The sequence below is a fragment of the Thioclava sp. L04-15 genome (assembly GCF_002020275.1).
Classification (GTDB): Bacteria; Pseudomonadota; Alphaproteobacteria; order Rhodobacterales; family Rhodobacteraceae; genus Thioclava; species Thioclava marina.
This window is the reverse complement of the sequence record NZ_MPZW01000003.1, coordinates 54,199-69,039: the sequence shown is the minus strand read 5'-3', so window position 1 is coordinate 69,039 and position 14,841 is coordinate 54,199. Positions and strand designations below refer to the sequence as shown.

12 protein-coding genes are annotated in these 14,841 nt (G+C 65.6%); 7 read left to right on the top strand and 5 right to left on the bottom strand.

Annotated features, from left to right (window positions below; all coding sequences use genetic code 11):
- Positions 1–19 precede the first annotated feature (19 nt).
- From BMI90_RS08715 to BMI90_RS08685, 7 genes are all read left to right on the top strand, one after another.
- Entirely contained in the window at positions 20–2,455 is a 2,436-nt protein-coding gene (locus BMI90_RS08715) for a circularly permuted type 2 ATP-grasp protein (RefSeq protein WP_078528340.1), read from the top strand.
- A gap of 4 nt (positions 2,456–2,459) precedes the next feature.
- Positions 2,460–3,338 carry a transglutaminase family protein gene (locus BMI90_RS08710; RefSeq protein WP_078528337.1) on the top strand — a complete coding sequence of 293 codons (879 nt, stop codon included), beginning with the start codon at positions 2,460–2,462 and terminating at the stop codon, positions 3,336–3,338.
- A 374-nt stretch (positions 3,339–3,712) separates the two neighbouring features.
- Positions 3,713–5,311, top strand: a complete 1,599-nt coding sequence (locus BMI90_RS08705; RefSeq protein WP_078528333.1) for an ABC transporter substrate-binding protein — start codon at positions 3,713–3,715, stop codon at positions 5,309–5,311.
- Between the two features lie 68 nt (positions 5,312–5,379).
- Positions 5,380–6,387, top strand: a complete 1,008-nt coding sequence (locus tag BMI90_RS08700) for an ABC transporter permease subunit (protein WP_078528330.1) — start codon at positions 5,380–5,382, stop codon at positions 6,385–6,387.
- 5 nt (positions 6,388–6,392) lie between these two features.
- The gene (locus BMI90_RS08695) at positions 6,393–7,292 is read left to right on the top strand and encodes an ABC transporter permease subunit (RefSeq protein ID WP_078528327.1); all 900 of its coding nucleotides are present in this window, start codon (positions 6,393–6,395) and stop codon (positions 7,290–7,292) included.
- Positions 7,293–7,296: 4 nt separating this feature from the next.
- Positions 7,297–8,130, top strand: a complete 834-nt coding sequence (locus BMI90_RS08690) for an ABC transporter ATP-binding protein (protein ID WP_078528324.1) — start codon at positions 7,297–7,299, stop codon at positions 8,128–8,130.
- The gene (locus BMI90_RS08685) at positions 8,127–8,966 is read left to right on the top strand and encodes a dipeptide ABC transporter ATP-binding protein (protein ID WP_078528322.1); all 840 of its coding nucleotides are present in this window, start codon (positions 8,127–8,129) and stop codon (positions 8,964–8,966) included. The genes BMI90_RS08690 and BMI90_RS08685 overlap by 4 nt, the downstream gene beginning before the upstream one ends.
- 76 nt (positions 8,967–9,042) lie before the next feature.
- Here the strand turns inward: BMI90_RS08685 and BMI90_RS08680 are convergent, their stop codons facing one another.
- From BMI90_RS08680 to BMI90_RS08660, 5 genes are all read right to left on the bottom strand, one after another.
- Positions 9,043–9,810, bottom strand: a complete 768-nt coding sequence (locus BMI90_RS08680; protein ID WP_078528319.1) for a crotonase/enoyl-CoA hydratase family protein — start codon at positions 9,808–9,810, stop codon at positions 9,043–9,045.
- Positions 9,807–11,474, bottom strand: coding sequence for an AMP-binding protein (locus tag BMI90_RS08675; RefSeq protein ID WP_078528317.1), 1,668 nt, complete (start codon positions 11,472–11,474; stop codon positions 9,807–9,809). The genes BMI90_RS08680 and BMI90_RS08675 overlap by 4 nt, the downstream gene beginning before the upstream one ends.
- Before the next feature lie 88 nt (positions 11,475–11,562).
- Positions 11,563–12,852 carry an organoarsenical effux MFS transporter ArsJ gene (gene arsJ / locus BMI90_RS08670; protein WP_078528315.1) on the bottom strand — a complete coding sequence of 430 codons (1,290 nt, stop codon included), beginning with the start codon at positions 12,850–12,852 and terminating at the stop codon, positions 11,563–11,565.
- Positions 12,849–13,847 (bottom strand): ArsJ-associated glyceraldehyde-3-phosphate dehydrogenase, encoded by a 999-nt coding sequence (locus tag BMI90_RS08665; RefSeq protein WP_078528311.1) that lies wholly within the window; start codon positions 13,845–13,847, stop codon positions 12,849–12,851. The genes arsJ and BMI90_RS08665 overlap by 4 nt, the downstream gene beginning before the upstream one ends.
- Before the next feature lie 9 nt (positions 13,848–13,856).
- The gene (locus BMI90_RS08660) at positions 13,857–14,678 is read right to left on the bottom strand and encodes a helix-turn-helix domain-containing protein (protein WP_078528308.1); all 822 of its coding nucleotides are present in this window, start codon (positions 14,676–14,678) and stop codon (positions 13,857–13,859) included.
- Between the last annotated feature and the right edge of the window lie 163 nt (positions 14,679–14,841).

Sequence of the window (14,841 nt, the reverse complement as noted above, 5' to 3'; positions counted from 1 at the left end):
CCTGATCGCCGGAGATCCGATGCAAAGCCCCGCGACCCCCAACGCTGCGAGCCCTCTCGAACAGCACCCGCTTCTGGCGGGCTACACGCCCTCGCCGGGTGTGGCCGACGAGCTGTTCGACGGCAACGGGGTGATGCGCCCGGTCTGGCGGCCCTTCGTCGAGAAATTCCTTGCCCTCGATCCGGCCGAGATCCCGCAACGTTTCGAGCGCGGCGACCAGTACCTGCGCGACGCGGGCGTCTATTACCGCCAATATACCAATGACGTTCTGGCAGAGCGCGAATGGCCGCTCAGCCATATCCCGGTCGTGCTGCACGAAAGCGAATGGGCGGGGATCTGCGACGGGTTGAGTCAGCGCGCGGACCTGCTCGAGGCGGTTATGGCCGATCTCTACGGGCCGGGGCGGCTCGTCTCGGAGGGGCACCTGCCGCCCGAGCTGATCGCGGGCAACCGCCACTGGCTGCGCCCGATGGTGGGGGTGGCGCCCCGCGGCGGGCATTACCTGCACCTTCTCGCCTTCGAGATCGGGCGCTCGCCCGACGGGTCGTGGTTCGTGCTGGGCGATCGCACGCAAGCGCCCTCGGGGGCGGGGTTCGCGCTGGAAAACCGGATGGCGACGGGGCGGATCTTTCCCGAGAGCTTTCCGCGCGATCACATCCACAAGCTCGCGGTGTTCTTCAACGAGTTCCGTGGTGCGCTGGAGTCCCTGGCCGGGCGCGGCGAGGAAGGTCCGCGCCGAGTGGCGATTCTGACGCCCGGACCTGCGAATGACAGCTACTACGAGCACACCTATATCGCGCGCTATCTGGGCCTTTCGCTGCTGGAGGGCGAGGATCTGCTGGTGCAGAACGGCGAGGCGATGGTGCGCACGATCGAGGGGCCGCAGCCTCTGGGCGCGCTCTGGCGGCGGATGGATGCGGGCTTCGTTGATCCGCTGGAGCTCGACCCGGCAAGCCAGATCGGCACGCCGGGGCTGATGGAGGCTGTGCGGCTGGGCAATCTCGCGATGGTCAACGCGCTGGGCGCGGGCGTGCTGGAGACGCGCGCGCTGATGGCCTTCCTGCCGCAGATCTCGCAGGTGCTGACCGGCGCGCCGCTCGTGATGCCCAACATCGCGACATGGTGGTGCGGCGGCGCGGCCGAGCGTGCCCATGTGCGTGCCAATGCCGAGCAGATGATGATCGGCCCCGCGATGGCGGTGAACCTGCCCTTCGATATCGACGCGGCCACTGCGCTGGGCGGACAGTTCCGCTCGGGCGCGCAGGCCTCGATCGCGGATTGGCTCGAGGCGGAGGGCAGCAAGCTGGTGGGGCAGGAGGCGGTGACGCTTTCGACCACGCCCGCCTGGCGCGCGGATGGCAAGGGCGGCGGCTCGGTGCGGCCCTGTCCGATGACGGTGCGGGTCTTCGCGGCACGTACCGCTCAGGGCTGGCGCTTCATGAAGGGCGGGTATGCGCGCATCGGTCAGGAGGGCGACGCGACCGCGCTTGCGATGCAGCGCGGCGGGGCGGTCGCCGATGTCTGGATCGTGTCCGACAAGCCGGTGCCGCCCGCAAGCCTCGCGCCGCGCCCGGATGGCGGTTTCCAACGCACCGTGCCCGGCACCTTGCCCGCGCGCGCGGCCGACAACCTCTATTGGCTTGGCCGCTATGTCGAGCGCTGCGAAGACGCGATCCGGCTGATCCGCGCCTATCACCTGCGCCTTGCCGCGACCGGCAGCCCCGAGGATGCCCGTCTCGAACGGCTGGCCGCCTTTCTCGAGGCGAACGGCGTCGATATCGACCAGCCCGTTCCCGATGCGCTGCTCGCACGGCTCGACGCAGCGCAGTCCTGCGCCTCGAAGGTGCGCGACCGGTTCTCGACGGATGGCTGGCTCGCGCTGAAGGATCTGGCCAGGACCGCTCATCAGATGACCGCGACGGCGCGTCCGGGCGACGACACGGCGCGCGCGATGGGGGTTCTGTTGCGCAAGATCACCGGCTTTTCGGGTCTGGTGCACGAGAACATGTATCGTTTCGAGGGGTGGCGGTTCCTGTCGGTCGGCCGCGCGCTGGAACGTGCCGATGCGCTGGCCGCGCTCTTGATCCAGTTCGCGGACGAGGCGGCGCCCGAGGGCTCTCTCGATATCGCGGTCGAGGTGGCCGACAGCGTGATCACCCATCAGCGCCGCTACCGGGTGCAGACCAATCGCGACACGGTGCTTGATCTGCTTGTGCTCGACGCCGACAACCCGCGCGCGGTCCTGTTCCTGCTCAACAGTCTCAAGCATCTGCTCGCGGCGCTGCCGCGCGCCGAGATTGCGGGGCGTCCGGGCGAGATCCTGCGCGCGCTTCTGCCGCTGCGCACGAAGCTCGCGGTGATCGATCCCGAGGCGGTCACGCCCGAGCTGTTGCGCGAGATCCGGTCCGATCTCTATGCACTCTCCGATCTCATCTCGCAGCATTATCTGAGGTAATCCGATGCGTTACGAGGTGAAGCTGAAGCTGACTTATAGCTACGACGCGCCCACCGATCATGCGCGCAACCTGCTGCGCGTGCTGCCCTCGGACATCCTTGGCGTGCAGCGGGTGAGTTCGCGCCTGCTGAGTTTCGATCCGCCCCCGAGCGAGCGCCGCGACCAGGTGGATTTCTTCGGCAATGCGACGACCTCGGTGGTCTGGCACGAGCCGCTGGCCGAGATCGGTGTCGAGCTGGTGGCGCAGGTCGATCGTGCCGCCGCGGAACCGGGGCTGGACCTGTCCTCGCCACTCAGCGAATTGCCGGCCGAGATCGCGCAGGTGCGCAGCCTCGGGCCCGACGCGCCGCATCACTACCTCGCCGCGTCGCGCCGGGCGGGGCCGACGCGCGAAATGACCGCCTTCGCGCAAGCCCTGTTGCAGCCGGGCATGACCGCACGCGCCGCGATCGAGGCGGTGGGGCGCGCATTGCATCGCGAGATGAAGTTCGACGCCGAGGCGACCGATGTGGATACCCCTGCGGCCGAGGCCTTCGCGAACCGCCACGGTGTCTGTCAGGATTTCAGCCATATCATGATCTCCTGCCTGCGCGGGGTGGGGATCCCGGCGGCCTATGTCTCGGGCTTTCTGCGCACCTACCCGCCGCCGGGCCAGCCGCGGCTCGAAGGGGCGGATGCGATGCATGCCTGGGTGCGTGCCTGGGCGGGGGCCGAGACCGGCTGGGTCGAGTTCGACCCGACGAATGACCAGTTCGCGGGCGACGATTACATCACCGTCGGCTATGGCCGCGATTATGACGATGTGCCGCCCCTGCGCGGCGCGATGCGCGGGGCCGGGGGGCAGGAGAGCGCGCAGGCGGTGGATGTGATTCCGCTGGAGTGAGGCGCTACGCCGCGTCCGTCCAGTGGACGAATTCCCCCTGCGAAGGCGCAAGTGTTGCGAGCGGCCCGACGAACGCGGATCGCTCTCGCGAGACAGAGACTCGTGTCAACGGCCCGAAAAACGGCCCCGCCCGTTTCGTCGAATCGGCGCGCCGCCCGACGCTGCGCGCGGCGTCTCGGTCGAAGGCGCCAGCTTTTCAAGGGCTCTCCCGGCTTCGTGACCCGCGACGTCGCGGCATTCATTGACCATCCGATCAATTGCGTTTTTACTCCCTCACCAGTTTGTGTCCGAACCCTGTCCCGCCAAGGGCGCGATTGCGCGCCCAGAGGGCCGGGCGGCACAATCGGAGACCCAACCAACAGGAAGGAAAAACCATGACCATTCGCTCGATGCTTCTGGCGGGGGCTGCTGCGGTTCTGATGACTGCGGGCGGCGCCGGTGCCAAGACGCTCGTCTATTGCTCGGAAGCCTCCCCCGAGGGGTTCGATCCGGCGCCCTACACGTCCGGCACGACCTTCGACGCGTCCTCGCATCCGGTTTATGACCAGCTCGTGGAATTCAAGCCGGGCACGACCGAGATCGAGCCGGGCCTCGCCGAGAGCTGGGATGTCTCCGAGGACGGTCTGACCTACACGTTCCACCTGCGTCAGGGCGTGAAGTTCCATTCGGTCGACGGTTTCTCGCCGACGCGCGCTTTCAATGCCGATGACGTGATCTTCTCGTTCGACCGTCAGGGCAACAAGGACAATCCCTATTACGAATACGCGCCGGGCGTGTCCTATGAATACTATGCCGGCATGGATATGCCGACGATCATCAAGTCGATCGAAAAGGTCGACGACTACACGGTGAAATTCACCCTCTCCGAGCCGAACGCTCCGTTCCTCGCGGATATGGCGATGGATTTCGCCTCGATCATCTCGAAGGAATATGCCGACAAGCTCGCGGCCGAAGATCGCAAGGCCGATATCAATAACGTGCCCGTCGGCACCGGCCCGTTCGAATTCGTCGCCTATCAGAAAGACGCGGTGATCCGTTACAAGGCAAACCCGGATTACTTCAAGGGCAAGGCCCCGATCGACGACCTGATCTTCGCGATCACTCCCGATCCGGCGGTTCGCATGCAGAAACTGCAAGCGGGCGAATGCCAGATCATGCCCTATCCGGCCCCGGCCGATCTCGAGGCGCTGAAATCGGACCCGAACATCACCGTGGGCGAGCAGCCCGGCCTCAACGTCGCCTATTTCGCCTACAACACCACCCAGAAGCCCTTCGACGATCCCAAGGTTCGCAAGGCGCTCAACATGTCGATCAACAAGCAGGCGATCATCGACGCGGTGTTCCAGGGTGCGGGCCAGGTTGCCAAGAACCCGATCCCGCCGACCATGTGGTCCTATAACGACGCGATCCAGGACGATCCCTATGATCCGGAAGCGGCCAAGAAGATGCTCGACGAAGCGGGCGTCAAGGATCTCGAGATGAACATCTGGGCGATGCCCGTGCAGCGGCCCTACATGCCCAACGCACGCCGCACCGCCGAGCTGATGCAGGCCGACCTCGCGAAGGTGGGCGTGAAGGCGAATATCGTCTCCTATGAGTGGGGCGAGTATCTCTCGAAGTCGAAAGATCCCAACCGTGACGGCGCGGTGATTCTGGGCTGGACCGGCGACAACGGCGACCCGGACAACTTCCTTGCCGTTCTGCTGGGCTGCTCGGCGGCCGAAAGCGGTGCGAACCGCGCCTTCTGGTGCGACAAGGATTTCGACGATCTGATCACCAAGGCCCGCCAGACCAGCGACATGGCCGAGCGCACCAAGCTCTACGAGCAGGCGCAGGTCGTGTTCAAGGAACAGGCTCCCTGGGACACCATCGCCCATTCGACGGTCTTCATGCCGATGTCGAACAAGGTGACCGGTTACGTGATGAGCCCGCTGGGCGGGCATGACTTCTACGGGGTGGACATCTCCGAGTAATCGGATACTCCCAAACGCAATTGGGGCGTCCGGGCAACCGGGCGCCCTGGCTTTTAAGGCGGGCTGACATGATCAGATTTATCCTGGGCAAGATCCTCTGGCTCATTCCGACGCTGGTCGGGATTACCATCGTCGCGTTCGGCTTCGTCCGGGTGCTTCCCGGCGACCCGGTGCTGCTGATGGCGGGCGAACGCGGGCTGACCCCCGAGCGCCATGCCGAACTGACCCATCAGCTGGGCTTCGACCGGCCGATCTGGGAGCAATATTTCGATTTCCTCTGGAAGGTTCTGCATGGGAACCTCGGGGATTCTCTGGTGACCCACAAGCCGGTGCTCAACGAGTTCCTCGCGCTGTTCCCGGCCACGGTGGAGCTTGGGCTCTGCGCAATGGTCCTGGCGGTGGCGATCGGCGTGCCGGTGGGCGTGATGGCCGCGATCAAGCGCGGCTCCTGGTTCGACCAGGCGACGATGACGACGGCGCTGGTGGGCTATTCGATGCCGATCTTCTGGTGGGGCCTTTTGCTGATCATCCTGTTCTCGGGCATCCTGAAATGGACGCCGGTCTCGGGCCGGATCTCGCTGATGTATTACTTCCCCAACGGTTCCGGCTTCATGATCTGGGATGCGCTGATGTCGGGGCAGAAGGGTGCGCTGACCTCGGCGCTGAGTCACCTCATCCTGCCCTCGGTCGTGCTGGCCACCATTCCGCTCGCGGTGATCGCGCGCCAGACGCGCTCGGCCATGCTCGAGGTTCTGGGCGAGGATTACGTCCGCACCGCCCGCGCCAAGGGGATGCCGCCGCGCCGGGTGATCGGGATCCATGCGCTGCGCAACGCCATGATCCCCGTGATCACCACGATCGGCCTTCAGGTCGGCATGCTGATGGCGGGCGCGATCCTGACCGAGACGATCTTCAGCTGGCCGGGGATCGGCAAGTGGATGGTCGATTCGATCTCGCGCCGCGATTACCCTTCCGTGCAGGGCGGCCTGCTGATGATCGCTGCGATCGTGATGGTCGTGAACCTGATCGTGGATCTGCTCTACGGTCTCATCAACCCGCGTATCCGGCATAGGTGAGTGACATGTCCGAAGTGACCGAAACCAACATTCCCGCCGGGACGCGCCGCGAGCAACTCGCCGAGTTCTGGTTCTATTTCAAGGAAAACCGCGGCGCTGTCGTGGGCCTGACGGTGTTCATCTTGGTGGTCCTGGCGGCGACATTCGCGCCGCTGCTGTCGTCGTTCTCGCCCGATGTGCAGTATCGCGACGTCCTGCTCGCGCCGCCGATGACCGACAGCGCGCATGGCCATTTCTGGCTGGGCACCGACGCGGTCGGGCGCGATATGCTCTCGCGGCTTCTTTTCGGCGCGCGTTACTCGCTCTTCGTGGGCGTGGTGGTCGTGCTGCTCGCGCTCTCGGTGGGCGTGGTCCTCGGCCTGCTCGCGGGCTGGTTCGGCGGCTGGGTCGATACCGTCATCATGCGGGTGATGGATGTGATCCTCGCCTTCCCGTCGCTGCTGCTGGCGCTTGTCTTCGTGGCGATCCTCGGGCCGGGGCTCATCAACGCGATGATCGCCATCGCGATCGTCTATCAGCCCCATTTCGCGCGCCTGACGCGCGGCGCGGTGCTGTCCGAGCGCAACAAGGATTACGTGATGGCCGCGCGCGTCGCGGGCGCGGGCAATATGCGCCTGATGTTCCGCACCGTACTGCCGAACTGCCTGGCCCCGCTGATCGTGCAGGGCACGCTGTCCTTCTCGAACGCGATCCTCGACGTGGCGGCGCTTGGCTTCCTCGGCCTTGGTGCCCAGCCCCCGACCCCGGAATGGGGCACGATGCTGTCGGAAGCGCGCGAGTTCATCCTGCGCGCCTGGTGGGTCGTGACCTTCCCCGGCCTCGCGATCCTGATCACCGTGCTCGCGATCAACCTGATGGGCGATGGTCTGCGTGACGCGCTCGATCCGAAACTCAAGCGGAGCTGATGCCATGAGCTTGCTGAAAATCCGCAATCTGACCGTCGAATTCGACACTGCCCAGGGCCCGTTCCGCGCGGTGGATTCGATCGACGTGGAGGTGTCCGAACGCGAGGTTCTCGCCATCGTGGGCGAGAGCGGCTCGGGCAAATCGGTCTCGATGCTCGCGGTGATGGGGCTCTTGCCGCCCACCGCAAAGATCACCGCCGACGAGATCACCTATGCCGGGCGCGACATGAAGGCGATGTCCGACCGCGAACGCCGCAAGATCATCGGCAAGGAAATCTCGATGATCTTCCAGGAGCCGATCTCCTCGCTCAACCCCTCCTTCACCTGCGGCTACCAGATCGAGGAAGTCCTGCATCGCCATCTGGGGCTGAAGGGGCGCGCCGCGAAGGCGCGGGCGCTGGAGCTGTTCGAGGCGGTGGGCATTCCCGACCCGGAGCGGCGGCTCAAAAGCTACCCGCACCAGCTCTCGGGCGGGCAATGCCAGCGCGTGATGATCGCGATGGCGATCGCCTGCAAGCCGCGCCTGTTGATCGCGGACGAACCGACGACCGCGCTCGACGTGACAATCCAGAAACAGATCCTCGACCTGCTGATGGGGTTGCAGGAGGAATACGGGATGGGGCTGATCATGATCACCCATGACATGGGCGTGGTGGCCGAGACCGCCGACCGCGTTTCGGTGCAGTTCAAGGGCCGCAAGATGGAAGAGGCGGATGTTCTTTCGCTCTTCGAGGCCCCGCAACACCCCTATACGCGCGCGCTTCTCGCGGCGTTGCCGGAAAACGCGACCGGGGACCGCCTGCTGACCGTCGCCGACGGATGGGAGGGCGTGCAATGAGCGTGATCCTCGAAGGGCGCGACATCACGCGCGACTACATCGTCTCGGCGGGCTTCATGCGCGGCGCGAAGACCGTGCGCGCCTTGCATGGCATCTCGTTCTCGCTCGAGCAGGGCAAGACGCTGGCGATCGTGGGCGAATCCGGTTGCGGCAAGTCCACGCTGGCGCGCATTCTGACGCTGATCGACCCGGCCAATTCGGGCGATCTGATCATCGAGGGCGAGAAGATCGACATCGCCACGCGCAAGGTCACCTCCGATCTGCGCGCCAAGGTGCAGATCGTGTTCCAGAACCCTTACAGCTCGCTCAACCCGCGCCAGAAGGTGGGTGATGTTCTGACAGAGCCGCTGATCATCAACACCGACGTGCCCGCCGCCGAACGGCGCCGGCGCGCCGAGGAGATGCTGGTCAAGGTCGGGCTCGAGCGCCAGCACTTCAACCGCTACCCGCATATGTTCTCGGGCGGTCAGCGCCAGCGGATCGCGATCGCGCGGGCATTGATGCTGAACCCGCAGATCCTTGTGCTCGACGAGCCCGTCTCGGCGCTTGACCTGTCGGTGCAGGCGCAGGTGCTCAACCTGCTCAAGGATCTTCAGGACGAGTTCGATCTCACCTATGTCTTCATCTCGCACGACCTCTCGGTGGTGCGCTATTTCGCCGATGAGGTGATGGTGATGAATGCGGGCGAGGTGGTGGAATACGCCTCGCGCGACGAGATCTTCGCCAATCCGCAGCACGAGTATACCAAGACGCTGCTGGCCGCGACGCCGGTGGCCGATGTCGACAAGATCCGCGAGCGCGTGGCCCGTCGCAAGGCTCTGTTCCAAAAAGCGTGAGGGCAGGGGCCTCGGCCCCTTGTTCGAAAACTGGCGCGGGGCGCTTTCAGCCCCGCGCTTTACCTCTCTCCCGGCGCTATCTGCCCGACCATTCCGGCGCGCGTTTTTCCAAAAACGCCTTCGCGCCCTCGGCGGCATCTGCGCTCTCCATGATCGCCTTGAGGGTGCGTGCGTTCTCCGCCCAGAGCGGATCGACTGCGCGGCGCTCGATTTCGCGCGACAGGCGCAGGGTTTCGCGCACGGCCAGCGGGGCGTTCTTCGCGATCTCCTCGGCAAGTTCCAGTGCTGCCTCGGTGGCCTGACCGGCCTCTGCGCGGCGTGCGATCAGCCCCAGCTCCCAAGCCTCGGCGGTGTCGAACAGCCGCCCCGTCAGCAGGATCTCGCGGGCGCGCGCGGGTGGGATCAGCGAGGCGAGCCGCAACGCGCCGCCAGCCCCCGCCACCAGCCCGCGCAACACTTCGGGCACACCGAAGCGGCAGCCCTCTTCGGCCACGATCATGTCGCAGCCCAAGGCCAGCTCGAACCCACCCGCGAGCGCAGCCCCATGGCAGGCGGCGATCATTGGCTTGGTCCGGTGCGTTTCCGTCAGGCCGCCGAAGCCGCCTTCGGAGAACAGCAGTTCCTCGACCTTACCCTCGGAAAAGGCCGCGAGGTCCATCCCGGCGCAGAAGACCGCGCCTTCGCCGCGCAGGATGCCGATCTGCAGCGCGTCGTCGCCCTCCAGCCGGGCGATTGCCTCGGCCAGCGCGTGGCCCGCTTCGGCATTGATCGCATTGCGCCGTTCGGGGCGGTTGAGGGTGATGATCGCGACCTTGCCGCGGGTCTCGAACAGGACGGGGCTCATTGGGTGGTCTCCTCGGGCAGGCGGGCGCGCAGCGCGTTGCGGATGATCTTGCCGGTGGTGGTCACGGGCATGTCGTCGATCACGTAGATCGCGCGGGGGTATTCGTATTTCGCGAGCCGCGCGCGGACGTGCTGGGCGAGGTCTTCGCGCAAGGCCTCGCTCTCGGAGTGACCCGGACAGAGCGTGACGAAGGCGGCAACGATCTCGCCGCGCAACGGATCGGGTTGGCCCACGACGCCCGCCATCTGCACCGCCGGGTGCGAGATCAGGCAGTCCTCGATCTCCGCCGGGCCGACACGATAGCCTCCCGTCGAGATGATGTCGTCGTCGCGCCCCTTGAAGCGCAGCCTGCCGCCCGAGCCGCTTACCCCCCGGTCGCCGGTCAGCAGCCAGCGCCCTTCGGGGCCGGTGACGAATTTGGTCTCGGTCGCCTCGGGCAGGTTCCAATAGCCCAGAAACATCACCGGGTCGGGCGCGCGCACTGCGATTGCGCCTTCCGAACCTTTGGGCAGGCGCTCGCCGGTGAGGCTGTCCACGATGGCGACCTCGTGGCCCGGCACCGGCCAGCCCATTGCGCCGGGTTCGGGTGCGTCGAGGCTGGAGGCGGAGGAAACCACCATGTTGCATTCGGTCTGGCCGTAGAACTCGTTGATCGTGACGCCAAGCGCCTTGCGGCCCCAATCGAGAAGCTGCGTTCCCAGAGGTTCGCCCCCCGATGCGACCGAACGCATCTGCAAATCCCAGTGCAGGCTCTCGGGATCGGCCTTCATCATCTTCAGCGCGGTCGGCGGCAGGAAGGCGTTGCGCACCTTCAGTCGCCGGATCAGATCGGCGGCCGCCTGTGCCGAGAACTTGCGAAAGCGGCAGGCCACGACCGGCACGCCATGATGGAGCGAAGGCAGCAGCACGTCGAGCAGCCCCCCGATCCAGGCCCAGTCGGCGGGCGTCCAGATCCGGTCACCCTCCTGCGGCAGGAAATCATGGCTCATCTCGACGCCGGGCAGGTGGCCCAGAAGCACCCGATGCGCATGGAGCGCGCCTTTCGGATTGCCCGTCGTGCCCGAGGTGTAGATCAGCACGCCGGGGGTCTCGGCGCTTGTGTCGACGGGGGTGAACTCGGGTGAGGCACCGGCAAGCGCTGCGTCGAATTCCTCGGCCCCGTCCGCGCCGCCATCGGTGACGAAGATGGTCTGCAAACCGGGCAGATCGGCGCGCAGGCCCGCAATCATCTCATAGCTGGCCGGATCCGTCACCAGCACCCGCGCGCCGCTGTCGCGCAGCCGGTGCAAGAGCGCCTCGGGGCCGAACAGCGTGAACAGCGGCAGCGAGACGCAGCCCGCCTTGAACGCCGCGATATGGGCGATGGCGGTCTCGCGCCGTTGCGGCAGCAGGATCGCGACCCGGTCGCCCGCGTCTTTCCCATTCCCGCCGACGCCGATCGACGCCAACACGTTCGCGAACCGGTTGGACGCCGCGCGCAGCTCGGCGAATGTGGTCTCTCGCACGGCGCCGTAGCCGTCCTCTTCCACCTCGATCAGCGCGATGCGGTCTGGGTCGGCTGCGGCCCATTTGTCGCAGACATCCACACCGATATTGTACCGCTCGGGGATCTCCCAGCGAAACGCCGCGCGGGTGGCGGCGTAATCCTTGCCGCGTGATAGCACCGGCTCTCCTCCCTCTTGCGAACGACCCTCGGGCCGTTCCTCCTCCGCGCGTAGCAAAACGCGAAGATCGGGGAATGTCCATCGCTACTCACGCGCTCGTGAGTGAAGGTTCCGCGCTCAACCGGCCCGCCATCAGCGCGCTGAGGCCGACCATGATCGTTGCGGTGATCATCATCGCGGCCAACCCGCCCAGCTGGTAGCTCAGACCCGACAGCAGCGTGCCCAGCAATCGCCCGCCCGCATTGGCCATATAGTAGAAGCCCACATCCATCGTGACCCGCTCGGAGCGGGTGAAGGCGAGGATGAGATAGGAATGTAGCGAAGAGTTCACCGCGAAGATCGCGCCGAAGATCAAAAGCCCCGCGACGAGCGTAAGCGTCAGCCAGAGCGACGGCGCCTCGGAGATCAGCGTGGCGATGGAGAGGGTCGCGGGCACGATCAGCAGCGCCACGGCCCAGTGGCGGGCGGCGTGGATCAGGTCTCCCTCAGTGCGGGCTTGCGCCTTGAGGATACGCGGGGCGGCGGCCTGCACCGCGCCGTAAAGGATGATCCAGAGCGCCATGAACGTGCCGATCAGGAAAAAGGCGGCGCGGTCGCCCTCGGGGCTGCCATCCGAGAAGACCGCGTAGAAATAGATCGGAATGCCCACGACGAACCACACGTCGCGCGCGCCGAACAGGAAGACCCGCGCCGCCGAGAGCCAGTTGATATTGGCCGACTTCGAGAAGACCTCCGAGAATTTCGCACCCTTGCGCCCGCGCGGCAGGCCGGGCGGCATGGCGACGACGATGGCGGCGAGGATCAGCGCCAGCACGGTCGCCATCGCGATCACCGCCCAATCGAAGCCGAGGCCCGCGAGAAGGGCCGCGCCCAGCAGGAAGCCCACGCCCTTCACCGCGTTCTTCGAACCCGTCAGCACCGCGACCCACCGGAACAGCCCGCCATTGCCGGTGGGCGCGAGCAGCTTCACCGCAGATTTCGAGGACATCTTCGCAAGGTCCTTCGCGACCCCGCTCAGCCCCTGCACGACCATCACGTAAGCCACCGAGGCGCCGATCGCCCAGTTCGGGTCCAGCTGCCCCAGCGCCAGCAGCGCCACGACCTGCAGCCCGAGCCCCGCATAAAGCGTCGAGACCAGCCCGAACCGCGCCGCGATCCAGCCCGCCGAGATGTTCGTCACCATCCCGGCCACTTCGTAGAGGATGAACAGGTAGGCGAGCTGCACCGGGGAAAACCCCAGCGTATGGAAATGCAGCAGCACCAACATCCGCAGCGCGCCATCGGTGAGCATGAAGGCCCAATAGGCCGCCGTTACCGCGATATAGGCGGAGAACCCCTCGGGCCGGTGCGGGGTGTTCGGGGCAGGGGCCTCGCTCACAGGCTCGCCCCCACCATCAGCGCCACGTCCACCAGCCGGTGCGCATAGCCCATCTCGTTGTCATACCAGGCGTAGATCTTCACCTGCGTGCCGTTGACGACCATGGTCGAGGGTGCATCGACAATCGATGAGCGGATATCGTTGGTGTAATCGGCCGAGACGAGCGGGCGGGTCTCGTAGCCGAGGATGCCTTTGAGCGGGCCTTCCGAAGCCGCCTTGAACAGCGTGTTGACCTCTTCGGCCGTCGTTTCCCGCTCCACCTCGAAGACGCAATCGGTAAGCGAGGCGTTCAGCAGCGGCACCCGCACCGCATGGCCGTTCAGGCGTCCCTTCAGCTCGGGGTAGATCAGCGTGATCGCGGTGGCCGAGCCGGTGGTGGTCGGGATCAGCGAGGTCAGGGCCGAGCGCGCCCGGCGCAGATCCTTCGCGGGGCGGTCCACGATGGTCTGGGTGTTGGTCACGTCATGGATCGTGGTGATCGAGCCGTGTTTGATCCCGAGGTTCTCGTGGATCACCTTCACCACCGGGGCGAGGCAGTTCGTGGTGCAGCTCGCCGCGGTGACGATCTGGTGCGTCGCCGGGTCGTAGCTGTCGTTGTTCACGCCAAAGACGATATTCGCGGTTGGCCCGTCTTTCACCGGGGCGGAGACCACGACTTTCTTCACACCCGCGGCGAAATAGGGCGCGAGCTTGGCTTCGGATTTGAAAACCCCGGTGCAGTCGATCAAGACATCGACGCCGTCGAGCGGTAGATCTTCGATCTTCCTCGTGCCGATGAAGGGCAGGCGGGTGCCGTCGATGGTGACGCTGTCCGCGTCATGCGCGAACTCCGCGTCCCAGCGGCCATGCACAGAGTCGAACTCCAGCAGATGCGCCTGCATCTCCGGATCGCCCACCGCGTCATTGATCCAGGCAATCTTCGCGCCGCTTTCCAGCAGGGGCTTCAGCGCGAGTTTCCCCATCCGGCCGAGGCCATTGAGTGCATAGGTGGTCATGGTCAGTCCTCAGTTGCGGCCGATGTCATCGACGGCGGATTGCAGGGAGATACGGTCGAGCGAGGTCAGCGGCAGCGCCGTGAAAGCCTCGATCCGGCGGCGCAGCGCGCCATAGGTCTGCTGGAAGGCCAGCGCACGCTCGGCCTCGGTGCCTTGCGCCTTCACCGGGTCGGGCATCCCCCAATGGCCGCTGATCGGCTGACCCGGCCAGGGCGGGCAGGTCTCGTTCGCGGCGAGATCACAGACGGTGAAGACGAAATCGAGATGCGGCGCGTCCGCGCCCTGAAATTCGGAAATGTTCTTCGCGCGCAGCGGCGTGATGTCGTGCTCCTTGTCGCGCAGAACCTGCAGCGCGAAGGGGTTGAGCTCGGAATAGGGTATGGTTCCGGCCGAATAGGCGGTGAAGCGATCGCCGGCGAGATCGCGCAGGATCGTCTCGGCGAGGATCGAGCGCGCGGAATTGCCGGTGCAGATGAAGAGCACGCTATATTTGCGGTCAGTCATGGCGATGTCTCCTTCGGACAGGGGAGCGGGGGGGCAGATATCGGGCCGCCCGCGACAGCAATCGTTGAGCAGCACGTCGAAGGTCGCGCGCACTTCCTCCATCGCGATTGCGTAAAGAAGCGAGGTCCCCGCGCGGGTCTGCGTGATCAACCCGGCCTGCGAGAGCGCCGAGAGATAGGCCGAAAGCGTCGAGGGTTTGAGCCCGAGCGCCGCCCCGATCTCGCCTGCGGGCAACCGGTCCGGGTAGCGGCGCATCAGCAGCCGGAAGAGTTCGAGACGCTGCGGGTGGCCGAGCGTGGTGAGCCTATGGGGAATCGTGTCATTCATATTTCGAGGTTTTACGAAATAAATGCGAATCGCCAAGTGAAACTTTGATGACGAACAGGCAAAAGTTAGTCGTGAGAAATCCCGGAAATGGTCAGAGATTGATCAAATATGTGAAACGGTCATGCCATGTTACGATTCTGGACAAAATTGTGATTTGGCGTTT